Consider the following 18,786-nt stretch of genomic DNA (forward strand, 5'->3'; position numbering starts at 1 on the left):
CAGATTTCAACGCCTTAGCCTGATCCTGACTTGCATTGCCACCGCCAAGGCTGAGGCGGGAAGAGTCATATCCATTGGATAAGGCAAAGGCACGAACCTACGCCACCTTCCCAGTGCGTAGGGGTACTACTTTGGCCCCGGCAATCCATCCATCAACCATGTCGGCCCAGCTTTGCAGCATTTCCCGGCGCTGCTCGGCGTACTCAGCCTTGTTATAGACGGCGCGCACGCCTCGCTGCTCGTGTGCCAGGCATTTCTCGATCCAGTCGGTATTGAAGCCCGCCTCATGCAAAAGCGTCGAGCCTGTCCGGCGCAGGTCATGAACGCAGAAATGCGGTAGTTCATGGCCCTCCTTTTGGGCTTTTTCGACGACAGCGGCAATCACTCGATTGAGGGTTGCCTCGCTCATCGGCTTGTCGGTCTCGTATCGGCCGGGGAGCAGGTACGGGCTGCTGCCCGCGCACGTCTTGAGCCCTACCAGCAGATCGAGCGCTTGCTGGCTCAGGTAGACCACATGCGGCCGACGGGCCTTCATGCGTTCGGCTGGGACTGTCCAAGTGGCCGCCTCGAAATCAACCTCTTTCCACGTCGCCTGAAGCAGTTCCCCCTTGCGGCACATGCTCAGGAGGATGAACTTGAGCGCCAGCTTGAGCGTGGGCAGCGTCCCGACGCTATCCAGGACAGTGAAGAAAGTCCTGATCTCCCCCGGCGTCAGCGCCCGCTCTCGCGGCTTGAACGTCGCGATGGCCGATGCTTTCACATTCTCGGCCGGATTTTCGATCTTGAGGCCGCGTGCCATAGCGTGACGGTAAACCTGCTGGATGATTTCGCGGGCATGCACCGCCGTCGCCGGCGCTCCCCGCTCCTTGATCTTCTCGCACAAGTCGAACACCTGGCTGGACGTGATTTCTTCGAGCTTGCGTTTGCCCAACTTGGGCAGTACGTCACGATCGAGAATGCTCTTGCGCATCGCTACTGTACTGTCGGCCAGGCCGGCGTCGCGCAGCCAAATCTCGGCAAATGCCTTGAAGGTGCCCGATTCCCGCAATTCCCGTTTACCGTCAGCCTTGTCTCGCGCCGGCGATTCCCCGCGGCTGACGGCATTCTTCGCCCGCGCCAAAAGCTCGCGCGCATCGGCCAGCGACAAGGGATCGCCGTACTTGATGGTCTCAGGGTCACGCTTGGGCTGGCTGGCTTGGAACTCGTCGTACTGGCCCAAGCTAAGGGTTTCGCGCCGGCCCGCCAAGCGGTAGTCGTAGCGGAAGGTCACGGTGCCCTTTGGCGAAACCACTACGTACATGCCGTCACGGTCTGGAACCTTGTAAGCCTTTTCCTGGGGCTTGAGGTTCTTCAGTTTCATGTCGCTCAGGGCCATCGCCTTGTCCTCCACGTCGTTCGCGTTTACCGTCAGCGCATCAAGACGGTAAACGGTTCGCTGATCAGCACACCCCAAACTATACCGTCATTTTTACCGTTGAAAAGTGTGGGATTTGTATGCACGTCATGGGACGACAAAAACACGAAGGCCCTTGAAAAATCAAGGGCCTTCGGCGGTTGGCGGGTCGTTGTGGGACCCTGTGAAACGCTACCGAATCATTCCCACTCGATCGTCGCCGGCGGCTTGCCGGAAATATCGTACACGACGCGATTAATGCCGCGCACTTCGTTGATGATCCGGTTGGACACTTTGCCGAGCAGGCTGTGCGGCAGCTCCGCCCAGTGCGCCGTCATGAAGTCCTGCGTTTCTACGGCTCGCAGCGCGACGACGTACTCGTAGGTTCGGCCGTCGCCCATGACGCCGACGCTCTTGACCGGCAGGAACACCGCGAACGCCTGGCTGGTCTTATCGTACCAGTCGGCGGCGCGCAGTTCGTCGATGAAGATCGCGTCGGCGCGGCGCAGGAGCTCGGCGAACTCCTGCTTCACTTCGCCGAGAATGCGCACGCCCAGGCCGGGGCCGGGGAACGGGTGGCGGTACACCATCTCGTGGGGCAAGCCAAGCGCGATGCCGAGCTCGCGCACTTCGTCCTTGAACAGTTCGCGCAGCGGTTCGAGCAGTTTCAGATTCAGCGTCTCGGGCAGGCCGCCGACGTTGTGGTGGCTCTTGATCGTGTGCGCCTTGCCGGTCTTCGAGCCGGCCGACTCGATCACGTCGGGGTAGATCGTGCCCTGCGCGAGCCACTTCGCGTTCGGAAGCTTGTTCGCCTCGGCCTGGAAAACTTCGACGAATTCGCGGCCAATGATCTTGCGCTTCGCTTCCGGGTCGGACACACCCTTGAGGTGGCCCATGAACTGCTCGGTCGCATCGACGTGGATGACCTTGACACCGAGGTTGCGGGCAAAAGTCAGCATCACCTGTTCGGCCTCGTTGAGCCGCAGCAGGCCGTTGTCTACGAACACGCACGTCAGCTGCTCGCCAATCGCCCGGTGCAGCAGTGCAGCAACGACGGAAGAATCGACGCCGCCGGACAGGCCGAGGATTACCTCTTCCTGGCCGACCTGCGCACGCACCTTCTCGATCGCCTCGTTCACGTAGTCGGGCATGTTCCAGTCGCGTCCGCAACCGCAAATCTCATGCACGAAGCGCGCGAGCATATCGCGCCCCTTGATCGTGTGCGTGACCTCGGGATGGAACTGCACCGCATAGAACTTGCGCACCTCGTCGGCCATGCCGGCAACCGGGCAGGATTCGTTGCTGGCGATGACCTTGAAGCCCGGCGGCAGAGCCGTGACCTTGTCGCCATGGCTCATCCACACGTCGAGCAGGCCGTGGCCTTCGTCGTTCGTGCGGTCCTCGATACTGCGGAAAAGTTCGGAATGGCCGCGCGCACGGATCTCCGCGTAGCCGAACTCGCGCTTGCCCGAGCTTTCGACGCTGCCGCCGAGCTGCTGCGCCATCGTCTGCATACCGTAGCAGATACCCAGCACCGGCACGCCGAGCTCGAAAACCGATTGCGGCGCGTGCCAGCCGACCGCCTCATAGACCGAGTTCGGGCCGCCCGAGAGGATCACGCCGGCCGGCGCGAACTCGCGGACGAAGTCGTCGGAGACATCGAACGGATGGATCTCGCAATACACCTGCTGCTCGCGCACGCGTCGCGCGATGAGCTGGGTAACCTGGGAGCCGAAATCGAGGATGAGGATTTTTTGGTGTGCCATGACGGGACCGGAAATGAGAAGGGCGGCCGCAGCCGCCCCAAGAACGTCTGAGCCGAATCAATCGACGTGGTAGTTCGGCGCTTCTTTCGTGATCTGCACGTCGTGCACGTGCGATTCGCGAACGCCGGCGGAGGTGATCTCGACGAATTGCGCCCGCTCGTGCATCGCGGCAATGCTTTCGCAGCCGAGATAACCCATCGATGCGCGCAGGCCGCCGATCAGTTGGTGGATCACCGCGGTGACCGAGCCCTTGTACGGCACACGACCTTCGATGCCTTCGGGCACGAGTTTGTCGGCGTTGCCGTCGGATTCCTGGAAATAGCGGTCGGCCGCACCCTGCTGCATCGCGGCGAGCGAACCCATGCCGCGGTACGACTTGTACGAACGGCCCTGGTACAGCACCGTTTCGCCCGGCGCCTCTTCCGTGCCGGCAAAAAGTCCCCCGAGCATCACGACGTTGGCCCCGGCGGCGATCGCCTTCGAGATATCGCCCGAATAGCGTATGCCGCCGTCGGCGATCAGCGGCACGTTCGTGCCAGCGAGCGCTGTCGCGACGTTGTCGATCGCCGTGACCTGCGGCACGCCGACGCCTGCGACGATGCGCGTCGTGCAGATCGAGCCGGGACCGATGCCGACCTTGACCGCGTCGGCGCCGCAATCGACGAGCGCCTTCGCTGCCGCGGCGGTCGCGATGTTGCCGCCGATCACTTCGACGTGCGGAAAGTTCTTCTTGACCCAGCGGATGCGATCGAGCACGCCCTGCGAGTGGCCGTGCGCGGTGTCGACGACGACGACATCGACGCCCGCCTCGACGAGCGCTTCGGCGCGCTCCTCGGTGCCCGCTCCGACACCCAACGCCGCGCCGACGCGCAGCCGGCCGAGGTCGTCCTTCGCCGCCAGCGGATGCTCGGTCGACTTCATCATGTCCTTGACGGTGATGAGCCCGCGCAGTTCGGCCGCGTCGTTGAGGACCAGCACGCGCTCGAGGCGGTGCTTGTGCATCAGGCGGCGCGCTTCCTCGAGGCTGTCGCCCTCCTTGACGGTGACGAGACGCTCGAACGGCGTCATGATCGCCGCCACCGGCTGATCGAGATTGGTTTCGAAACGCACGTCGCGGTTCGTCACGATGCCGACGACCCGCTTGTTTTCGACGACCGGCAGGCCGGAGAACTTGTGCAGGCGGGTCAGCGCCATCACATCGCGCACGCTCATCGTCGGCGGAATCGTGATCGGGTCTTTCAACACCCCGGATTCGAAGCGCTTCACCTTCGCAACCATCGCGGCCTGCTGCTTGACCGCGAGGTTCTTGTGCAGGATGCCGATGCCGCCTTCCTGCGCCAGCGCGATCGCGAGGCGGGATTCGGTCACGGTATCCATGGCGGCGGAAACGAGGGGAATGTTGATCCGGATATTCCGCGTCAATTGCGCCTTGAGGCTGACATCGCGCGGCAGAACGGTCGAGTGCGCAGGCACGAGAAGGACGTCGTCGAACGTCAGCGCCTTCTGAATCACTCGCATGGCTTCTTTCCTTTCGGCCAAAACCGTATTATACAGATCGCGCCCGCGCGTTGTAAGCGTGTAAGCGGCGCTTTCACGGAGTCCGCCCGATGCGCCGCATCAACCTCTTTGTCATCACCCTGCTCGTCGCGCTGCCTGCCGGAGCCGACATCTACCAGTGGCGGGATGCGCAGGGCCGGGTGCATTACTCCGACACGCCCCCGGCCGGCGAGAACGCGACGACGCTTCGCCAGGCCGTTGCGCCCGCCGCCGGCGAGCAGCCGGGCAAGGATGCGGCGACCGGGACTGCAGCGGGCGGCAGCACAGAAGCGGCAAAACCGAAGACGCTCGCGGAGCGGGACCTCGCTTTCCGGCAGCGCCGCGCCGAAGCGGCCGAAGCCGCCGCGAAGGCCGAGCAGGAACGCCAGCAGTCGGCCGAGCGACAGCGCGATTGCGAGCAGGCGCGCAACCAGCTCGTCGCGCTGCAATCCGGCCAGCGCCTCGCGCGCTTCAACCGCGACGGCGAACGCGAAGTGCTCGGCGACGAAGGCCGGGCCGACGAGATCGCCCGGACGCAAAAGTTCGTCGAATCAGCCTGCAGGTAACCTCCGGCTGCCGCGGCCTTATTCCTCGCCTGCCGGCCCGCCGCCTTTTTTCATGGCCTTGCCTTCCTCAGCGCGCTTCTTGCGCACTGCCTTCGGGTCGGCGATCAGCGGACGGTAGATTTCGACGCGGTCGCGGTCGCGCAACGTAGTGTCGAGCCGGCTCAGCTTGGCGAAGACCCCCACCTTGTTCGGCCCGTCGAGGTCGATTTCCGGATGCTTGGCAAGAATCCCCGACGCTTCGATCGCATCGCGCACGGTCGCACCTTCCGGCACGCGCACTTTCAGTAATTCCTGCACCTGCGGCAACGCATAGGTGACTTCGACATTGATCAGATCGGCCATGCTCAGCTCTTTGGATAGACTTGGTGCGCCCGTTTCACGAACGAATCGACGAAGGTGTTCGCGATGTGATTGAACACCGGCCCGAGCGCCTTTTCCAGCAGCCGGTTCGAAAATTCGTAGTGCAGATTGAACTCGACCTTGCACGCGCTCTCGCCGAGCGGCGTGAAATGCCAGTTGCCGTCGAGATGCTTGAACGGACCGTCCCTGAGCCGGATCAGCATTTTCACCGGCGCGAGCTTTTCGTTCTGTGTGCTGAAATGTGCCTTGAGCCCGTGATAGTTGATGTGCAGCGTGGCGACGGTAACTTTTTCGGTGCGCGCATGCACCTCCGTGCCGCCACACCACGGCAGGAATTGCGGGTAATCCTCGCAGCGGTCGACGAGTTCGAACATCTGCGCGGGGGTGAACTCGACCAGGACCAGCTTCTTGACGTCAGCCATTGGGGATAGGGACGGCCTCGGCGCCGAACTGCTAAAATCCGCGATTCTACCGCAAGCCGCGCGGCCGGCGCCGGCCTGAAGCACACCCCAAGGATCCACGACAAGCCCATGAGCATCATCGACAACCGCAAGGCCTTCCATGACTACTTCATCGAAGAGACGTACGAGGCCGGGCTCGTCCTGGAAGGATGGGAAGTCAAGGCGATCCGGGCCGGGCGCGCGAACATCAAGGAAGCGTACGTGATCCTGCGCGGCGAGGAGCTGTTCATCCTCGGCATGCACATCAGCGCGCTGCAAAGCGCCTCCACTCACGTCGAGACAGATCCGGTGCGCACACGCAAGCTGCTGATGCACGCGAAGGAGATCGCGAAGCTGATCGGCAAGGTCGAGCGCGCCGGCTTCACGCTCGTGCCGCTCGACCTGCACTACGCGAAAGGTCGCATCAAGGCGACGATCGGGCTGGCGAAAGGCAAGAAGCAATACGACAAGCGCGAATCCGAGAAGGAACGCGACTGGGAGCGCGACAAGGCGCGCCTGATGCGCGTCAAGACCTGAACGTCGCCGTTTCGCGGGGTCGCGCGACCGCTTCGACGCCGGGCCCGTCGTCGCGCCTGAACCGGACCCGCACTGTCATGAACTGCACGACAGCATCGAACAGCCGGCGCGGTTGCGCGCCCAGTCCGGCCTTCGGGCGGCGAACCGCTCGCGCCCCGGCTGCTCGTCGTAGGGGTGGCGCATGACGTCGAGCAGCTCGGAAACCAACGCATATTCCCCTTGTTCAGCGGCATCGATCGCCTCCTGCGCCAAGTAGTTTCGCAGCACGAAGCGCGGATTGACAGCGTTCATGCGAACGCGGCGTTGATCGCCAGGCGTCCGCTCCTGCTTCGTCCGCTTCGTGTACGCCGCAAGCCAGCTGTTCATTTCGGGCTCGGCCACAGCGGCTTTCTCCGCCGAATAGAACGCGTCGCGCAACGGATCGATCGAAGGCGCCTCGAGATCGAGCGACGCGAGGCCGCGGAAGAAGATCGTCATATCGACTTCGGCTCGCGTCAGCAGGGCGTGCAGCGTCTCGACGAGCGTGGCATCCTCGTCGCCGAATGCCTCGAAGCCGAGCTTTGCGGCCAGCATGCGGCGGTTTTCTTCGTCGAAGACCCGGGCGTAAAGGTCCAGCCCCTCGTGCAGCGGTTCGGCGGCGCCGAACACGGGATACAGCGCATTCGCGAGCTGGAGCAGGTTCCAGTGGGCGATGTGCGGCTGGTTGCCGAAGCGGTAGCGCTTGCCGCCGGCATCGGTCGTGTTCGGTGTCCAGCCCGGATCGAAATTGTCGATCCAGCCATATGGGCCGTAATCGATCGTCAGGCCGAGGATCGACATGTTGTCGGTGTTCATCACGCCGTGCACGAAACCGACGCGCATCCACTGGGCGATCATTCGCGCCGTGCGTTCGCACACCTTGCAAAACCACTCGGCGCGGCGCGTTGCCGGTTCGCCACCGAGCTCCGGAAAGTCACGCGCGATCGTGAAATCGACGAGGCGCGTCAGCAGCGCCTCGTCGCCGCGCGACGTGAAGATCTCGAAATTACCGAAGCGGATGAACGACGGCGCGACACGGCACACGACCGCTCCCGGCTCGGCTTTCGGCCGGCCGTCGTAGAACATGTCCCGGACGACTTTTTCGCCAGTGCCGACGAGGCACAGCGCGCGCGTCGTCGGCACGCCCAGGTGGTGCATCGCCTCGCTGCAGAGGAATTCGCGGATCGACGAGCGCAGCACCGCGCGGCCGTCGGCGTGGCGCGAATACGGCGTGGGGCCGGCACCCTTGAGCTGCAGCTCCCAGCGCCCGGTGTGTCCGTCGCCCCGCGTAGTGACCGCTTCACCGAGCGTGATCGCGCGGCCGTCGCCGAGCTGGCCGGCCCAGTTGCCGAACTGGTGACCGCCATAGCACGCGGCATACGGCTCCATTCCCGGCATCAGCGCGTTGCCGGCAAAGACCGCGGCGAATTCGGGCGAGCGCACGTCCGACTCGTCGAAGCCGAGCAACGCCGCGACTTCGGGCGACCATGCGATCAGGTGCGGCGCGCTGACCGGCGTCGGCATCACGCGCGAGTAGCAGGCGCCATGGACCTGACGCACATCCGGTGACGGGTTCGGATCACCCGGCAGTTCGTGGACGAAACGGTTGTCGAGTACGAGATTTTTCATGTAGCTGGCGGGTTCCGCAGGTGGTTTCAGTCAGAGTGGCGTTGCTCCGCTTGGTTCGGTGTCTTGCGCGGCGGCGTCTCGCCGAGTGCCTCCCACATTTTGCCGGTCAGCACGAAGCGCTGCTTGGCGTAATCGCGCCAAGGATCTTCGCGCAGCCGGGCGAGCCGGTCCGCAACGGTGAGGACCGTGAACGCGCCGGGTTTCAGTTCCGGTCCGAGCTCGTCCCATGCGAGCGGAGTCGATACCGGAGCGCCCGGGCGCGCCCGTGCGGCATACGCGCAGATCGCCGACGCCCCCGCGTCGTTGCGCAGGTAATCGACGAAGATCCTGCCAGCTCGCTGGTTCCTGGCCATGTTGGCGGTGAAGCGATCCGGCAGGATGCGTGCGAGGTGAGTCGCGACGGCTTTTGCGAAGCGCTTGACGTCGGCCCACTGGGGACCGCGGCGCAACGGCACGACGACGTGCAGGCCTTTACCGCCGGTCGTCTTCACGAAACTCGCGATCCCGAGCTCCCCGAGCAGCCCGCGCACCAGCTGCGCCGCTTCGACGACTCGCGCCCACGCCAGCTCCGGCCCCGGATCGAGGTCGATCGTGATCCGGTCCGGCCGGTCCGCGCGCGGCATCGTCGAGCCCCAGGTATGGAATTCGACGACGCCGCGCTGGACCATGCCGATCACCCCTTCGAGACTCGTCACGTACAGATAGCTGCGGCGGTCTTTCGACGACGCTTCCCAGATGAAGCTTTCGACTCCGTCCGGCCGCTCCTGCCCCATGTGCCGCTGGAAAAAACACTCCGCCTCGCTGCCATCGGGACAGCGCAGCAGGCTCAGCGGGCGGCTCGCCACGTGCGGCAGCAGCCACGGCGCGATGTCCTCATAGTAGCGGGCGAGATCGGCCTTCGTCAGGCCCGCATCCGGCCAGACGACGCGCTCCGGGTGCGTGATGACGATGCCGGCAACGCGCACTTCACCCGACTCCGAAGACGCCCTCGGTTTCGCCGGCCCGCCACGCTCCGTGGACGGTTTTTTCTTCTGCCGTCGCGGCGACTTCGCCTGCGACGGCGGTTGTTCCATTTCCGCTGCCACCTGCGGACTTAGCGGGATCTCGTCCTGCACCGTATTGGCCGGCTTGTCCTCGCGCAATCCGGCGAATGCCGCCTGGCGCAGCAGGTTGTCACGCGTCCAGCCAGCGTATTCGACTTCGGCGACGAGCGCCGGACGCACCCAGTGCTGGCCCGCGCCACGCGGCTTGCGCGCGAACGGCGAGTCCTTGCGCTCGAGCGCGGCAAGCTGGCGGGCGAGCCGCTCGAGCGTCTCCCGATCGAAGCCCGTGCCGACCTTGCCGGCGTAATTCAGGGCCCCGGCGTCGTCGTACAGCCCGACGAGCAGCGCGCCGAAGCCTTCCCGGGCGCCTCCCGGCTCGGTGTAGCCGCCGATAACGAACTCCTGCCGCGGCCGGCATTTCAGCTTGATCCAGCTGCAACTGCGGCCCGACCCGTAGCGGGCGTCGCCGCGCTTGCCGATCAGCCCTTCCAACCCGAGGTGGCAGGCCTGCTCGAGCGCCGCCCCGACATCGCCGGCGAAATGCTCGCTGTACACGCTCGCCCCGCCCTCCCCGCCGGCGAGCGCAGCGGCAAGCCGGTGCTTGCGCTCGACGAGCGGCAGGGCCGCCAGCTCGTCTCCGGACAGCCACGGTGCGTCGAACAGGTAATAGACGATCCGGCCGGACGCACCCTGTGCGAACGCGTTCTGCAGCGCCTGGAAATCCGGCAAGCCATCGTCGCCATTGACGACGATCTCGCCGTCGAGCCAGCTGTCGTCGAGTTGCAGCGCCGCCAGCGCCGTCACAAGCTGCGGCATGCGGTGCGTCCAGTCCTGGCCGTTGTCGGTCGACCAGCGCCCGCGATCCCACAGAACGACTTCGCCTGCGCCGTACTGTCTGGCTGGAATCACGCCTTCGAAGTCGCCGTAGTCGAGCGGATGGTCCTCGGTTTCGACGGCGAGCCGGCGCTCGGACGGGTCGAGGCTCGGACCTTTCGGCGCCGCCCAGCTCTTGAGCACGCCGTCGAGTTCGAGACGGAAGTCGTAATGCAGGCGGCGCGCGGCGTGACGCTGGACCGTGAACGTCGGCCCGTCTCCGGCCTTGACCGCAACCGTATCGCCGCCCGGCTCCGGCGTCGTGCCGAAGTCGCGCATCGCGCGGTAGCGCGCGAGCGGATCACCTGCGCGGGCCTTGTCGGATTCGCTTCGCTTCATGCGCGCCGACGCCGCGTTTCACCCGCCGCCCGACCTCCGCCGTCCTTGCCCGGCTCGCCGGCGGGATTGCGGGACGCGGTCTTCCCGACGCCAGTGCTCCGTCCGGGAGGCACCGGTTTCCTCGCCGATGCCCCGCTCGACGCGGATTTGCGCGCAGCGCTGCGCGACGGTCGGGCCGCAGACTCCCCGGCGGCGACAGCCCCCTCCTCTTCATTTTCGCTGCGCGCCTTATCACCTGCGCGCTTGGGGGAGCGTCCTTCGAGGCTGCGCTTGAGCAGCGCCATCAGGTCGACGACCTCGGCCCCGGCCTCGGCCGGCTCCTTCGCTGGCGTCTCCGCGAGGACGTGGGTGCGCCCGGATTTGATCTTGCCCTCGATGCGTGCCATCAGGTCATCGCGGTAGGTGTCGCGGTACTGTTCGGGCGCCCAGTCCTCGACCATGTCTTCAACTAGGCGCTCGGCCATCTCGAGCTCTCGTGCGGTCACACCGAGCTTCTTCAGGCTCTCGTCCGGCAACTTCAGTTCGTCCATCGAGCGGATCTCGTCGGCGAGAAGAACGGGGCGGCGGCGCTGCGAACTTCAGCCGCGCTGCGAACTTCAGCCGCGCCGCGGATCGAACGCGTCGCGCACGACGTCGGCGAACAGGTTCGCCGACAGCACGAGCACGAACATGAACGCGAACGCCGCCAGCAGCGACCACCATACCATCGGCTCGCGGGCGAGCTCGGCGCGCGCCATGTTGATCATCGTGCCGAAGCTGATCGTGCCCGGGTCGACGCCGATGCCGACGTAGGACAGCACTGCCTCGGCAAGCACCAGCCCGGAGAAATCCATCACGAGCGCGATCATCACGATGTGCATGACGTTCGGCAAAATGTGGCGGCGCAGGATCGCGGCCGTGCCGACGCCGAAGGCGCGCGCGGCATGCACGTAGTCGAGCTCGCGCAGCTTCAGCGTCTCGCCGCGCAGCAGCCGGCACAGGCCCGTCCAGCTGGTGATGCCGAGGATCAGGCACAGCGCCAGCAGCCTTGCATCGGCCCGTTCGGCAGCGGTCGCGAACCACTGCGGATTGGTGTCGATGACGACCTGCATCATCAGCACTGCCGCGGCGATCAGCAGCACGCCGGGGATCGCGTTGAGCACGGTGTAGAGGTACTGGATCACGTCGTCGACCCAGCCGCCGAGGTAGCCCGCCATGATGCCGAGCGCGACCGCGAACGGCAGCATCACCAGCGTCGTCAGCGTGCCGATGATCAGCGCCGTGCGCACGCTCTTCAGCGACAGGTACAGCACGTCCTGCCCGACCTTGTCGGTGCCGAACACGTGGTAGTGCGAACCGAGCGCGATCGCGGCGCCGGCCACGAGCAGGATCGCGCCGAACGTGACGAGCGCGGCCCGCCATGCGAGCACGGTTTCGCCACGCACGAGCGCAGAGGCGGCTTCGGTCCAGCCTCGACCCCGACGCCGCGCGAGCGAAGCCGTCACCGCGACCGCGGCGACCAGCCACACACCGAACGCAGCAGCGGCGCCTTTGCCGAGACGTGTGGCGATGTCCTGCGCGCGCTCGCTTTCGGGATCGTCCAGATGCGCCGCGCCGTATGTCAAACGGGGATGAATGCGCGTCTGTTCGCCGTCTGGCAGCTCGACGGTTTCACGTGCGTACAGTTCTCCGGCGAAGGGCGCGGAGTAGGTTTTTTCGAGGCGGGTGCGCAGCGGTGCGAGCAGCGCATCGAGCGCGCTCAGGACTTCGGACGAATAGGCGGCATCCCGGGAATCCGCAGGCGCTTCCCCGCCATTGGCTGTGGCGGCCGGCAGCGCCGGGCGGTAGTGCAGGCTGTCGGCGAGCCCGATCGCGAGGAACGCGAGCAGGATCGTCGCCGTGGCCATCCCCGTCGCACGGCTGCCGACCTTGCGCCACGCGGCGCGCAATGGCTGGCTGCGCCGCACGTACACGATCGTCACGATCCCCAGCGCAATCAGCACGAAGAACAGCGCATCGGTCCACAACAGCACGAAACGAAAATCCATGCGCCTACTCCAGCCTTACGCGCGGATCGACGAGCGTGTAGGAAATGTCGGTCAGCAGCAGGCCGACGATGTACAGCACCGAACCGATGAACACCATCGCGCGCACGACGGCGAAGTCCTGCGCATTGATCGCGTCGATCGTGTAGCTGCCGAGGCCCGGAATGCCGAAGAACGACTCGACGATCAGGCTCCCCATGAACAGCAGCGGAATGACGACGACGACGCCGGTAAGGATCGGGATCATCGCGTTCTTCAGCACGTGGCGGAACAGCACGGTCAGTTCCGACAGGCCTTTGGCGCGGGCGGTGCGCACGTAGTCCTTCGAGATTTCCTCGAGGAAGATCGTGCGGTACCAGCGCGCGTTCGCGCCGACGCCGGCGACGACGCTTATCAGCACCGGCAGCACGAGGAAGCGTGCGGCATCGAGCCCCGGCGCGTAGCCCGAGATCGGCACCAGCGCCCACACTTTGGACACCAGCCACTGCCCGCCGATGATGTAGAACAGGCTCGATATCGACATCATCGCGACGCACAGCACGACCCCCCAGAAATCGAGGTAGCTCGCGCGGAAGAACACCAGCATCAGCGCGAACGACACCGAGACGAACAGCCCGAGGACGAAGGTCGGCAGCGCGATCGCGAGCGACGGGCGCATGCGGTCGCGGATCTCCTGCGCGATGTCGCGGCCGTCGTCGGCGCGGCCGAAGTCGAACGCGAACATGCGCAGCGAATTGTCGAAGAAGATCGTGTCGGTCAGCTTCTGCGTGCCGTCCGCCTGCGTGTTGACGAACAGCGGCCGGTCGTAGCCGCGCTCGGCCTTCCAGCGCTCGATCGCCTCCGGTGTCACGCGCTTGACGCCCAAGTGCATGCGCGCCATGTCGTCGGGCGAATTGACGACGAAGAACAGCGCGAAAGTGATGAGGTTCACGCCGATCAGGATCGGCAGCGCGTACAGCAAGCGGCGGACGATATACGCGAACATCAGGCGGCGCCTCCGACGCCGGTCGCGCGCTCACGTCGGCGGTAATGCAGGAATGCGGGCGCCACGATGACGACGAACAGCAGCGCGACGAGCCCGAGCGGCCACACGACGGGCTGGTTCCACTGCGCGCGCAGCGCCTGCCGGCGCTCGAGGTCGACGCGCTGATATTTCAGCGTGTTGCGGATCATGCTCCCCGGCTTGCGGTTCTCGACCCAGCCGTGCTGCAGCGAATAGGCTTTCGGGTGAAAGCCGAAAATCCACGGCGCGTCGTGCTGCAGGATCGCGACCATGCGGTCGATGATCTTCTGGCGCTCGGGCCCGTCGGGCATCCCCTTCATCTGCTCGAACAGGCGGTCGTACTCGTCGTTCTGGTAGTTCGCCGCGTTCTGGCCCGACTCCCTGACCTTGGCTTGCGGGCCGTGCAGCAGGAACAGCATGTTCTCCGGGTCGGGATAGTCGGCGTTCCAGCCGAAGAAGAAGAGCTGCGCATTGCCTTCGCGGATCTTGTCCTGGAAGCGGTTGTAGTCGGTCGGGCGGACGACGAACTGCACGCCGAGTTCGCGGAACTGCTTCGCGAGCCAGTCCGAGCGCGCCTTGTCGCCGAGCCCGCCCGGCGTCGTGTCGAGGTTGATGATCAGCGGTTCGCCGGTCTTCGCGTCCCGCCCGTCCGGATAGCCGGCCTCGGCGAGCAGCCGCCGCGCGACGTCCTTGCTGCGGCGCACGGCCTTGCCGTCGCGCCATTCATAGACGACCGGGTTGATGCCCGCTTCGCCGTCACGCGCACCGAAAATGCCCGGCGGGATCGGATGCATCGCCGGCACGCCGCGGCCATTGAGGAAGATCGACACGAACTCCTCCATGTCGAGCGCGACCGAGATCGCCTGGCGCAGCTTGCGCGCGCGCTCGCGCCCTGCTGCCGTGTCGCCGCCGCCGACGACCGGATCGAGCATGTTGAAGCCGAGGTAGAACACCGACGGCGACACCGAAGTCAGCAGTTCGATGCCACGCTCGACCATGTCGTCGGACAGCACGACTTCCCCCTGGCTGCTCATATTGACGGCCTGATCGAAGTTCTCCGACGACACGCCGGAGGCGTCGTAATAGCCCTGCAGGAATTTGTTCCAGTACGGGATTCCTTCGCGTTCGCGCGAGAACACGACCTTGTCGAGGAACGGCATCGGCTTGCCGCAATCGGCCAGCAGTCCCGCATCGCGGTCGGCCGCGTCGCCTTCGCACGGGTAGGGATCGCCGCGGTAGTTCGGATTCCTGACCAGCACCATGCGCGCGTTCGGGTTGTTCTCGGCGAGCATGAACGGGCCGGTGCCGATCGGCCACCAGTCGAGCGTCAGGTTGCGCTCGGCCATGCCGGACTGGCCGAAAAAGCGGTCCGCCTCGGGCGGCACGGGCGCGAAGAATGGCATCGACAACCAGTACAGGAACTGCGGGTAGGCGCCTTTCAGCGTGATGCGGTAGGTATGACGATCGACGACTTCGACGCCCGGCAGCGCGTGCGCGGTGAGATCGATCCAGCCCGGGTTGCGCTGTGCCTCGTCGGCAAGGCGCTTTTGCAGCCCCTTCAGGCCGGGAATGTACTCGGCCATCAGCTCGAAGATCGGCGAATGCAGCCGCGGGTGCGCGAGGCGCTTGATCTGGTGGACAAAGTCGCCCGCTTCGAGCTCGCGCGTGCCGGTCTCGGGAAAATCCCCGAGGCCGCGCACGCCTTCCAGGTCCTCCGGGCCGAGTTCGAGGTAGCGCGGACTGCCGTCGTCGGCTTTGGCGAAAGCCGGGTGAGGTTGATAGAGAATGCCGGGCGTGATGCGGATCTCGTACTCGCTGCGAGCGACGCGCCCGGCCGGCGCATCGGCGGGAAGCTCGCGGCCGCGCGCGTCGTAGCGGCGCACGACGGGCAGCTGCGCGGCGCTGCCGGGAATGAGCGTGTAGGGCCGCTTGAGGTAATGGTATTGCAGCGGCGGTTCGTAGATCTGGTACAGGAAGGCCGCCTCGTCCTCGCTGTACGACTGCACCGGGTCGAGGTGTTTCGGGCGATCGGTGAACGCGGTGTACATGACGTTCTGGTCGCGCTCGGCGACGGGATAGGGGTCGTTCCACACCTGCCCGCACGCGGCGAGCAGGACGCATGACAGCAGCAGTAGGCAGGCGCGCGAAAACATGCGCCGATTCTACCTGCTGCGGCAGCCGCGCCGCGCATATCGCCCGCGACGCGGTTTCGGCGCCAGGGCCCCCGCCTGGGGGTTGTCGAAACGCACGTCGAACGGCGGACCCAGCTATAATCGGCGCCTCAACAAGACGGAGCATTATCAAAAATGGGCTTTCTCGCCGGAAAACGGATTCTGATCACCGGACTGCTCAGCAATCGCTCGATTTCCTACGGCATTGCAAAAGCGATGCACCGTGAAGGCGCCGAGCTCGCTTTCACGTACCAGAACGAGCGCTTTCAGGAACGTGTGGCGAAAATGGCCGCCGAATTCGGTTCCGACCTGATTTTTTCATGCGATGTGCAGAACGATGCCGAAATCGCAGGCCTGTTCGAACAGCTCGGGCAGAAATGGGATGGCCTGGACGGCCTCGTGCATTCGATCGCGTTCGCGCCGAGCGACGCGCTCGAAGGCGATTTCCTCGACGGGTTCTCGCGTGAGGCCTTCCGCATTTCGCAGGAAGTCAGCGCAGGCAGCTTCCCGCTGCTCGCGAAAGGGGCTCGCCCGATGATGAAGGGCCGCAAGGGCGCGCTGCTGACGATGTCCTATCTCGGCGCGGTGCGCACGATGCCCAACTACAACATCATGGGCCTGGCAAAAGCGAGTCTCGAAGCCGCGGTGCGCTACCTCGCGGTCTGCCTCGGCCCGGAGGGGACACGGGTCAACGCGATCTCCGCAGGCCCGATCAAGACGCTCGCCGCGTCGGGCATCGGCAACTTCAGCAAGCTGCTGTCGTTCAACGAGCACAACGCCCCGCTGCGCCGCAACGTGACGATCGAGGAAGTCGGCAACGCGGCCGCGTTCCTGTGCTCGGACCTCGCCAGCGGCATGACCGGCGAGATCATGTACGTGGACGGCGGCTTCAACACGACCGCGCTGGGCAATTCCGAACAAAACTGATCCCGGGTTCGGGCAGCAAAAAAACCCGGCCAGATCGCGCCGGGTTTTTTTCGCCCCCGAAGGGACTCTCCTGCCGTTACGGCTGCTGCGCCACCCGCAGCACCGCTTCGTTGATTTCGACCTCGTACCGCTCCCGCAACGACGCGAGGAAAGCGTTGAAATCGCGCTCCGCGATCAGCCGCTGGTACTGCTGCGACACCGCCTGCAGACGGGGATCGTCCTTTGCGAGTTCCGGCCGCGTCACACTCTCGATGCGGAACACCGAATACCCGCCTTCCGGCATCGCCACTCCTGCGTACGCCGGCAGCTTGCTCTCCGCGGCACCGAACACCGCATCGATTGCCGCCGGAGCGAGTTCCGGACTTCCCCGGCGCACGACGCGCGCCTCGCTCCACGCCCCGCTCGCCTGCTCACCTTTCGCGAGCGCCGCCAGCGCAGCTTCACCGCGAGCGACGGCAAGTTTGCTCGCCTCCTCGGCACGCAGCTGCTTCTCGATCGAAGCCTTGACCTCTTCGAACGGCAGTCGCTGCGCCGCTTCGAAATCGCGCACCCGCGCCGATACGAGCGTGCCGCGCGACACCTCCACCGCCTCGACGTTGCGGCCGTTCTTCACCGCTTCGTCCGAAAACAGTCCGTTGAGGAGCTTTTCGTTCTTGAAGCCGCCGATCGATCCTTCCTCGCGGGAGATCCAGTCCGTCTGGCGAATCTCGAGGCCCAGCTCCTGCGCGGCCGGCTGGAGGCTGTCGGCCTGCTCGTAGACGAGGTTTGCGAAGTGCTCGGCCTGCTCGGCCAAGCGGCGGCTTGCCGCCTGTCGCTTCAGCTCCTCGGCGATCTCGTCGCGGACCTCTTCGAACGGACGGGCTTTCGCGGGCTTGATGTCGACGACCTGGATGATGTGAAAACCGAAATCCGAGCGGACAACGTCGCTGATCTGGCCTTTTTCGAGGCTGAACACCGCGTCCTCGAACGACTTGACCATCGCCCCGCGGCCGAAGAAACCCAGTTCGCCCCCACGTGCGGCCGACCCGGGATCCTGCGACTCGGCCTTCGCCAGTTCTGCGAAGCGCTCCGGGTTCGCACGCACCTGCGCGAGCAGCGCCGCCGCCTTTTCACTTGCCTTCGCAACCTCTTCGGCCGGCGCATCGGCTGCCGCCTCGATCAGGATATGGCGTGCGTTGCGCTCTTCCGGCTGGCCGAAGCGTGCAGTATTCGCCTCGTAGAACTTGCGGATTTCATCGTCGGACACCGAAACCTGCTTCAGCAGCGCGTTTTCGTCGAACACGAGATACTCGGCGCGCAACCGCGCCGGGCGCTCGAAACGCTCCGGGTTGGCATCGTAATATTTCTTCGCTGCATCGTCCGGGAGCTCGACCTGGGCAAGGAACGCGTCGGGTGAGAACTTCAGTTCGCTGACTTTGCGTTCTTCGAGCTGTGCCTCGAGGAAGCGCTGCACGGACGCCTGCGCCGTGAAAGCGGATTGACCGACCGCCAAGGCGACCTGCTGGACGCGCAGGTCCTGCCCGAGGCGCGCCTCGAACATCGCCGGCGTCATCCCCTGCGCCCGCACCGCGGCCTCGTAACGCTCGAGCGAAAAACGTCCGTCCTCCTGGAACGCCGGCACCGTCGCGATGACCTGCTGCAGCTGCTGCTGCGTCACGACGAGGCCGCTGTCCGCGGCGTGCATTGCCAGCAGGCGCTGGTTGACGAGGTTCTCCACCACCGAGCGGCGCATTGCTTCCGATTCGAGCATCGCCCTATCGACCTGGCCGCCCATCGACTGACGCAGCCGGTCCTGCTGATCACGCAGCGCCTGGTCGAATTCATTCATCGATATTTTCGACCCGCCCACTGTCGCGATCTCGTTCCCGCCGGGCCCACTGGTGAAGTATGAATCGAGCCCGAAAAAAGCGAACGGGACGATCAGCAGCGCCAGGATGATCTGGGCGATGCGCTTGTTGTTGCGGACGGCATCAAACATCGTGTTTTTCCGTGGAAACCAGGGGAAGGGCGTTCGGCCTGCGCCGAAAACGCAAAGGCGGCATTATCGCATCGCCGCGGGCAGCAGGCCACCGCGGCGGCCGGCGTCGCGGCCACCGGTGATGAATGCCGGAAATCTGTCCTTCCCGGAATGGCGCCGGCGGGCGACGAGAAAACCCCGCCG

General features: G+C 65.3%; 15 protein-coding genes. 3 read left to right on the plus strand and 12 right to left on the minus strand.

Going from position 1 to position 18,786, the window contains the following annotated elements; translation table 11 throughout:
* Positions 1 to 97 precede the first annotated feature (97 nt).
* From EBN1_RS18805 to guaB, 3 genes are all read right to left on the minus strand, one after another.
* A complete protein-coding gene (locus EBN1_RS18805; RefSeq protein ID WP_011239569.1) occupies positions 98 to 1,375 on the minus strand; it encodes a tyrosine-type recombinase/integrase in 1,278 nt (425 codons plus the stop codon).
* A 218-nt stretch (positions 1,376 to 1,593) separates the two neighbouring features.
* Entirely contained in the window at positions 1,594 to 3,159 is a 1,566-nt protein-coding gene (gene guaA / locus EBN1_RS18810) for a glutamine-hydrolyzing GMP synthase (RefSeq protein ID WP_011239570.1), read from the minus strand.
* A gap of 57 nt (positions 3,160 to 3,216) precedes the next feature.
* Positions 3,217 to 4,677, minus strand: a complete 1,461-nt coding sequence (gene guaB, locus EBN1_RS18815; RefSeq protein WP_011239571.1) for an IMP dehydrogenase — start codon at positions 4,675 to 4,677, stop codon at positions 3,217 to 3,219.
* An 89-nt stretch (positions 4,678 to 4,766) separates the two neighbouring features.
* On the opposite strand from guaB, the gene EBN1_RS18820 reads away from it, so the two are divergent.
* Positions 4,767 to 5,261 carry a DUF4124 domain-containing protein gene (locus tag EBN1_RS18820; RefSeq protein WP_041646597.1) on the plus strand — a complete coding sequence of 165 codons (495 nt, stop codon included), beginning with the start codon at positions 4,767 to 4,769 and terminating at the stop codon, positions 5,259 to 5,261.
* 18 nt (positions 5,262 to 5,279) lie between these two features.
* Here the strand turns inward: EBN1_RS18820 and EBN1_RS18825 are convergent, their stop codons facing one another.
* A complete protein-coding gene (locus EBN1_RS18825; protein ID WP_011239573.1) occupies positions 5,280 to 5,603 on the minus strand; it encodes an RnfH family protein in 324 nt (107 codons plus the stop codon).
* Positions 5,604 to 5,605: 2 nt separating this feature from the next.
* Positions 5,606 to 6,043: a type II toxin-antitoxin system RatA family toxin gene (locus tag EBN1_RS18830; RefSeq protein WP_011239574.1), complete on the minus strand. Its 438-nt coding sequence runs from the start codon at positions 6,041 to 6,043 to the stop codon at positions 5,606 to 5,608.
* Positions 6,044 to 6,151: 108 nt separating this feature from the next.
* Here EBN1_RS18830 and smpB point away from each other — a divergent pair, with 108 nt between their 5' ends.
* The gene (gene smpB, locus EBN1_RS18835; RefSeq protein WP_011239575.1) at positions 6,152 to 6,598 is read left to right on the plus strand and encodes an SsrA-binding protein SmpB; all 447 of its coding nucleotides are present in this window, start codon (positions 6,152 to 6,154) and stop codon (positions 6,596 to 6,598) included.
* Between the two features lie 75 nt (positions 6,599 to 6,673).
* Here smpB and EBN1_RS18840 read toward each other — a convergent pair whose 3' ends face one another.
* From EBN1_RS18840 to EBN1_RS18865, 6 genes are all read right to left on the minus strand, one after another.
* Complete coding sequence (locus EBN1_RS18840) at positions 6,674 to 8,245, minus strand: protein adenylyltransferase SelO (protein ID WP_011239576.1); 1,572 nt, start codon at positions 8,243 to 8,245, stop codon at positions 6,674 to 6,676.
* A gap of 26 nt (positions 8,246 to 8,271) precedes the next feature.
* Complete coding sequence (ligD, locus tag EBN1_RS18845) at positions 8,272 to 10,500, minus strand: DNA ligase D (protein ID WP_011239577.1); 2,229 nt, start codon at positions 10,498 to 10,500, stop codon at positions 8,272 to 8,274.
* On the minus strand, positions 10,497 to 11,030 hold the full coding sequence (locus EBN1_RS18850) for a Ku family protein (RefSeq protein ID WP_011239578.1): 534 nt from the start codon (positions 11,028 to 11,030) through the stop codon (positions 10,497 to 10,499). Before EBN1_RS18850 ends, ligD begins: the two co-directional genes overlap by 4 nt.
* Before the next feature lie 66 nt (positions 11,031 to 11,096).
* Positions 11,097 to 12,527, minus strand: a complete 1,431-nt coding sequence (locus tag EBN1_RS18855) for an ABC transporter permease (RefSeq protein ID WP_011239579.1) — start codon at positions 12,525 to 12,527, stop codon at positions 11,097 to 11,099.
* Between the two features lie 4 nt (positions 12,528 to 12,531).
* On the minus strand, positions 12,532 to 13,509 hold the full coding sequence (locus EBN1_RS18860) for an ABC transporter permease (protein ID WP_011239580.1): 978 nt from the start codon (positions 13,507 to 13,509) through the stop codon (positions 12,532 to 12,534).
* Positions 13,509 to 15,680, minus strand: a complete 2,172-nt coding sequence (locus EBN1_RS18865; protein ID WP_011239581.1) for an ABC transporter substrate-binding protein — start codon at positions 15,678 to 15,680, stop codon at positions 13,509 to 13,511. Before EBN1_RS18865 ends, EBN1_RS18860 begins: the two co-directional genes overlap by 1 nt.
* Before the next feature lie 153 nt (positions 15,681 to 15,833).
* Here EBN1_RS18865 and EBN1_RS18870 point away from each other — a divergent pair, with 153 nt between their 5' ends.
* Entirely contained in the window at positions 15,834 to 16,625 is a 792-nt protein-coding gene (locus EBN1_RS18870) for an enoyl-ACP reductase FabI (RefSeq protein WP_011239582.1), read from the plus strand.
* Between the two features lie 76 nt (positions 16,626 to 16,701).
* On the opposite strand, the gene EBN1_RS18875 is transcribed toward EBN1_RS18870, so the two are convergent.
* Positions 16,702 to 18,603, minus strand: coding sequence for a SurA N-terminal domain-containing protein (locus EBN1_RS18875; RefSeq protein WP_011239583.1), 1,902 nt, complete (start codon positions 18,601 to 18,603; stop codon positions 16,702 to 16,704).
* Between the last annotated feature and the right edge of the window lie 183 nt (positions 18,604 to 18,786).

This window comes from Aromatoleum aromaticum EbN1 (assembly GCF_000025965.1).
GTDB classification, from domain to species: Bacteria; Pseudomonadota; Gammaproteobacteria; order Burkholderiales; family Rhodocyclaceae; genus Aromatoleum; species Aromatoleum aromaticum.

What these genes read in the sequence shown, in the direction of transcription:
- EBN1_RS18805 (WP_011239569.1), bottom strand. Translation starts at nt 1,375, where the DNA reads ATGGCCCTGAGCGACATGAAACTGAAGAACCTCAAGCCCCAGGAAAAG.
- guaA (WP_011239570.1), bottom strand. Translation starts at nt 3,159, where the DNA reads ATGGCACACCAAAAAATCCTCATCCTCGATTTCGGCTCCCAGGTTACC.
- guaB (WP_011239571.1), bottom strand. Translation starts at nt 4,677, where the DNA reads ATGCGAGTGATTCAGAAGGCGCTGACGTTCGACGACGTCCTTCTCGTG.
- EBN1_RS18820 (WP_041646597.1), top strand. Translation starts at nt 4,767, where the DNA reads ATGCGCCGCATCAACCTCTTTGTCATCACCCTGCTCGTCGCGCTGCCT.
- EBN1_RS18825 (WP_011239573.1), bottom strand. Translation starts at nt 5,603, where the DNA reads ATGGCCGATCTGATCAATGTCGAAGTCACCTATGCGTTGCCGCAGGTG.
- EBN1_RS18830 (WP_011239574.1), bottom strand. Translation starts at nt 6,043, where the DNA reads ATGGCTGACGTCAAGAAGCTGGTCCTGGTCGAGTTCACCCCCGCGCAG.
- smpB (WP_011239575.1), top strand. Translation starts at nt 6,152, where the DNA reads ATGAGCATCATCGACAACCGCAAGGCCTTCCATGACTACTTCATCGAA.
- EBN1_RS18840 (WP_011239576.1), bottom strand. Translation starts at nt 8,245, where the DNA reads ATGAAAAATCTCGTACTCGACAACCGTTTCGTCCACGAACTGCCGGGT.
- ligD (WP_011239577.1), bottom strand. Translation starts at nt 10,500, where the DNA reads ATGAAGCGAAGCGAATCCGACAAGGCCCGCGCAGGTGATCCGCTCGCG.
- EBN1_RS18850 (WP_011239578.1), bottom strand. Translation starts at nt 11,030, where the DNA reads ATGGACGAACTGAAGTTGCCGGACGAGAGCCTGAAGAAGCTCGGTGTG.
- EBN1_RS18855 (WP_011239579.1), bottom strand. Translation starts at nt 12,527, where the DNA reads ATGGATTTTCGTTTCGTGCTGTTGTGGACCGATGCGCTGTTCTTCGTG.
- EBN1_RS18860 (WP_011239580.1), bottom strand. Translation starts at nt 13,509, where the DNA reads ATGTTCGCGTATATCGTCCGCCGCTTGCTGTACGCGCTGCCGATCCTG.
- EBN1_RS18865 (WP_011239581.1), bottom strand. Translation starts at nt 15,680, where the DNA reads ATGTTTTCGCGCGCCTGCCTACTGCTGCTGTCATGCGTCCTGCTCGCC.
- EBN1_RS18870 (WP_011239582.1), top strand. Translation starts at nt 15,834, where the DNA reads ATGGGCTTTCTCGCCGGAAAACGGATTCTGATCACCGGACTGCTCAGC.
- EBN1_RS18875 (WP_011239583.1), bottom strand. Translation starts at nt 18,603, where the DNA reads ATGTTTGATGCCGTCCGCAACAACAAGCGCATCGCCCAGATCATCCTG.